Consider the following 4,432-nt stretch of genomic DNA (forward strand, 5'->3'; position numbering starts at 1 on the left):
AGACGGGCTGGAGGAGGGGTTCGCCGCCGGAGACGGTGGCGCCGCCCCCGGAGGCGGAGATGAAGCGGACGTACTTGGCCGCCTCGGCGATCACGGCATCGGCGGAGGTGCGGCGGCCGTTACGCATCTTCCAGGTGTCGGGGTTGTGGCAGTAGAGGCAGGTGAGGGGGCAGCCGGAGAGGAAGGTGACGAAGCGGGTGCCGGGTCCGTCGACGCCGGTGCACTCCTGGGACCTGTCCACCGGCGTCGACGGACCCGGCACCCGCTTCGTCACCTTCCTCTCCGGCTGCCCCCTCACCTGCCTCTACTGCCACAACCCCGACACCTGGAAGATGCGTAACGGCCGCGGTGCACTCCTGGGACCTGTCCACCGGCGTCGACGGACCCGGCACCCGCTTCGTCACCTTCCTCTCCGGCTGCCCCCTCACCTGCCTCTACTGCCACAACCCCGACACCTGGAAGATGCGTAACGGCCGCCGCACCTCCGCCGATGCCGTGATCGCCGAGGCGGCCAAGTACGTCCGCTTCATCTCCGCCTCCGGGGGCGGCGCCACCGTCTCCGGCGGCGAACCCCTCCTCCAGCCCGTCTTCACCGGCGAACTGCTGCACCGGCTCAAGCACGAGCTCGGCCTGCACACCGCCCTCGACACCTCGGGCTTCCTGGGTGTCCGCGCCACCGACGCCCTGCTGCGCGACACCGACCTGGTCCTGCTCGACATCAAGTCCTGGGACCCCGACACGTACCGGAAGGTCACCGGCCGGCCGCTCGTGCCGACCCTCGACTTCGCCAGGCGGCTCGCCGACCTCGGCCAGGAGGTCCACGTCCGCTTCGTCCTCGTCCCGGGCCTCACCGACGACCCGGCCAACGTGGAAGGGGTCGCCGCCTTCGCCGGAGGCCTCGGCAACGTGACCCGCGTGGACATCCTCCCCTTCCACAAGCTCGGCGAAGCGAAGTGGCAGGCACTCGGCATGCCGTTCACCCTGCACGACACGCCCTCCCCGACGCCCGAGCAGGTCGCCGAGCCGGTGGAAGGGGAGGATGTCCACGCGGGTCACGTTGCCGAGGCCTCCGGCGAAGGCGGCGACCCCGCCCCGGCCGACCGGCCCGTCCGGGCGACGACTTCACCCCAAGACTGCGCAAAACAGGGCAGAACTGCCCATACGGCCTTACCGTGGCCGCGTGACCGAGCCACCGCAGACCGCCGAGCCGACACCACCACCGAGCGATCCCACACCGGGCGCCCCCGCCCCGGGAGACCCGCCGGCCGCCGGCCACCCTCCGCAGACCCCGGCCGCCGTGCGCCGCCGCGCCTCCCTCGCGGGCGCCGTCGTCTCCGCCCTGCTGATCCTCGCGATCGTCTTCGGCAGCCGCCTGCTCCGCGACTTCGACTCGGCCCTGCTGCCCTACGCCGTCGCCACCGTCTTCCTCGCCTTCGGCGTCGCCTACCGCTACACCGTCTGGATCTCCGCCCCCGGCGCCCGCCGCCTCTTCCACAAGGGCTGGGGCGCCTTCTTCTCCGTCGCGAACTTCCGCCGGGCCCCCACCGCGCTGCCGAAGATGATCGCCACCTACCTCGGCTTCCAGAAGTTCCTCGGCGCCCGCTCGCACGCCCGCTGGGCCGCCCACCAGCTCATCTTCTGGGGCTGCCTGCTCGCCGCCGCGATCACCTTCCCCCTCACCTGGGGCTGGTTCACCTTCACCTCCGCCACCGGCTCGGGTCCCGGCTACGAGATGCGGATCTGGGGCATCAAGATCATCGGCTTCGACGCCCTGAACATCGTCGGCTGGCTCATGTTCCACGGCCTCGACATCGCCGCCGTCCTCGTCATCCCCGGCGCCGGCTACTTCCTCTGGCGCCGCATGAAGGACCGCGGCGCCATCACCGGCCAGCGCTTCGCCTACGACCTCGTACCGCTGCTCGCTCTCATCGTCATCTCCGTGACCGGGCTGCTGCTCACCTTCTCGTCGATCTTCCTGCACGGCGGAGGCTACGAGTTCCTCGCGATCCTCCACATGGTGTCGGTCGTCTTCACCCTCATCTACATCCCCTTCGGGAAGTTCTTCCACATCGTCCAGCGGCCCGCCGCCGTCGGCATGCAGCTCTTCAAGTACACCGCCCGCCGCAAGGACGAGGAGGTGCTCGCCTGCCGCCGCTGCCACGAGCCCATCGACACCGCCCCGTACGTGGAGAACCTCAAGGGCACCATGCGCGACCTCGACCTCGGCTTCGACGACTGGGCCGAGTACTGCCCCCGCTGCAAGCGGGTCCTGCGTGGCAACGCCTACCTCGACCACGTGAAGAAGGGGTTCAAGTGACCGCGACCGACCCCCGCCGGGAGCTGCCGCTCGATCCCTCCCTCGCCCCGCCCGGCACCCGCAACTTCCGCGACGCCGGCGGCATCCCCGCCGACCGCTGGCACGCCGACCAGAACGGCGAGACCCTCGTCCCCACCCACTGCTGCTTCTGCGGCGTCCAGTGCGGCATGTACCTCCGCGTCGACCACGCCGGCAAGGTCTTCGGCGTCGAACCCCGCAACCACGACATCAACCGGATGCGGCTCTGCCCCAAGGGCATCAACGCCTACCAGCAGGTCAACCACCCCGACCGGCTCACCGCGCCGCTCATGCGCCGCAACCGCGACGAGGAGTTTCGCGAGGTCAGCTGGGACGAGGCGCTCGACCACACCGTCGCCGAGATCCGCCGCATCCAGGGCGAGTACGGCAACGACGCCTTCGGCCTCCTCGGCGGCGCCAGCCTCTACTCCGAGAAGACCTACCTCGTCGGCAAGTTCGCCAGGACCGCGCTCCGGACCCGGCACGTCGACTACAACGGCCGCCTCTGCATGGTCTCCGCCGCCGGCGCCAACAAGCTCGCCTTCGGCATCGACCGGGCCGGCAACCCCTTCTCCGACATCCTCCTCACCGAGTGCCTCCTCATCGCCGGGTCCAACGTCGGCGAGTGCTTCCCCGTCATGACCCAGTACCTGTGGGGAGCCCGCGACCGGGGTGCCACCCTCATCGTCGTCGACCCGCGCGAGACCGCGATCGCCCGCACCGCCGACGTCCACGTCGCCCTCAAGCCCGGCACCGACTCCGCCTTCTTCAACGCCGTCCTGAACGTCGTCATCGCCGAGGGCCTCACCGACGAGGCCTACCTCGCCGCCCACGCCACCGGCTGGGAGGAGGTCAAGGAGACCGTCGCCGCGTACCCGCCCGTCCGGTCCGCCGAGATCTGCGGCGTCCCCGCGGAGCAGATCGTCCAGGTCGCCCGGATGTTCGCCGGCGCGGACCGGGCCATGGCCTGGCACGCCCGCGGCGTCGAGCACCACTCCCAGGGCGTCGAGAACTGCCTCAGCATCATCAACCTCTGCGTCGCCGCCGGGCACATCGGCCGGCCCGGCGCCGGCTACGGCACCATCACCGGCCAGGGCAACGGCCAGGGCGGCCGCGAGCACGGCCAGAAGTCCGACCTCCTCCCCGGCGGCCGCTCCATCACCAACCCCGAGCACCGCCGCCAGATCTGCGAGATCTGGGGCATCGACGAGGCCGATCTCCCGCTCGCCGGCACCTCCATGATGGAGATGGTCTGGCAGATGCAGCGCAAGGAGATCCGCGGACTCGTCGGCATCTGCAACAACCCCTTCGTCTCCCTCCCGAACTACGCCACCGTCAAGGACGGCTACGACACCCTCGAATTCCACGCCCAGTTCGACTTCTTCCTCTCCGAGACCGCCGCCAACGCGCACGTGGTCTTCCCCGTCACCGTGTGGGCGGAGGACGACGGCGTCATGGCCAACGCCGAGGCCCGGGTCGTCAAGCACAACAAGGCGCAGGAGCCCCCGGCCGGGGTCCGCACCGACACCTGGGTGATCTGCGAACTCGCCCGGCGCCTCGGCGCGGGCGACAAGTTCGACTTCCCCGACTCCCGGTCCGTCTTCGAGGAACTCCGCGTCGCCTCCGCCGGCACCGTCAACGACTACTACGGCATCACCTACGAGCGCCTGGAGGAGACCGGCGGCATCGCCTGGCCCTGCCCCGCCACCGACCACCCCGGTACCCCCCGCCTCTTCGAGGACGGCCGCACCTACCACCCCGACGGCAAGATCCACCTCCAGGTCGTCGAGTGGCACCCGCCCATGGATCCGTACAGCGAGGAGTTCCCCCTCTCGCTGACCACCGGCCGCACCGTCGCCCACTTCCTCTCCGGCAACCYGACCCGCCGCCTGGGTGCCCTCGTCGAGCAGACCCCGCGCCCCTGGGTCGAGGTCCACCCCTCGCACGGCTTCCGCAACGGTGACCCCGTCCGGGTCGTCGAGGTGGATCATCGACTTGCCGCGGTGGGAGTCGCATTCGCGGCAGGCGGAGACGCAGGCCTGGCAGCCGATGCAGCGGCCCGGGTCGATGAAGATCGTGCGGCCCATCATGTGCGGG

3 protein-coding genes and 3 pseudogenes are annotated in these 4,432 nt (G+C 70.6%); 4 read left to right on the forward strand and 2 right to left on the reverse strand.

What is annotated here, in order from left to right; all coding sequences use genetic code 11:
* On the reverse strand, positions 1-274 hold a 274-nt coding region (locus EAO70_RS06115; RefSeq protein WP_148001994.1), incomplete at its 3' end, for a 4Fe-4S cluster-binding domain-containing protein.
* On the opposite strand from EAO70_RS06115, the gene EAO70_RS38925 reads away from it, so the two are divergent.
* The 4 genes and pseudogenes from EAO70_RS38925 to EAO70_RS06135 form a co-directional block, all read left to right on the forward strand.
* Entirely contained in the window at positions 219-470 is a 252-nt protein-coding gene (locus tag EAO70_RS38925) for a 4Fe-4S cluster-binding domain-containing protein (protein ID WP_261992695.1), read from the forward strand. The two genes, EAO70_RS06115 and EAO70_RS38925, sit on opposite strands and share 56 nt — an antisense overlap.
* Positions 364-1,020, forward strand: a pseudogene (gene pflA, locus EAO70_RS06125) (pyruvate formate-lyase-activating protein); the annotation flags it as partial. The gene EAO70_RS38925 and the pseudogene pflA, both read left to right, overlap by 107 nt.
* A 160-nt stretch (positions 1,021-1,180) precedes the next feature.
* The gene (locus tag EAO70_RS06130) at positions 1,181-2,317 is read left to right on the forward strand and encodes an MFS transporter (RefSeq protein ID WP_148001996.1); all 1,137 of its coding nucleotides are present in this window, start codon (positions 1,181-1,183) and stop codon (positions 2,315-2,317) included.
* Positions 2,314-4,314, forward strand: a pseudogene (locus EAO70_RS06135) (molybdopterin oxidoreductase family protein); the annotation flags it as partial. The gene EAO70_RS06130 and the pseudogene EAO70_RS06135, both read left to right, overlap by 4 nt.
* 63 nt (positions 4,315-4,377) lie before the next feature.
* Here EAO70_RS06135 and EAO70_RS40230 read toward each other — a convergent pair.
* A pseudogene (locus tag EAO70_RS40230) lies at positions 4,378-4,425 on the reverse strand (hypothetical protein); the annotation flags it as partial.
* Positions 4,426-4,432: the final 7 nt, after the last annotated feature.

The organism is Streptomyces sp. adm13(2018) (genome assembly GCF_008042145.1).
Taxonomy (GTDB): Bacteria; Actinomycetota; Actinomycetes; order Streptomycetales; family Streptomycetaceae; genus Streptomyces.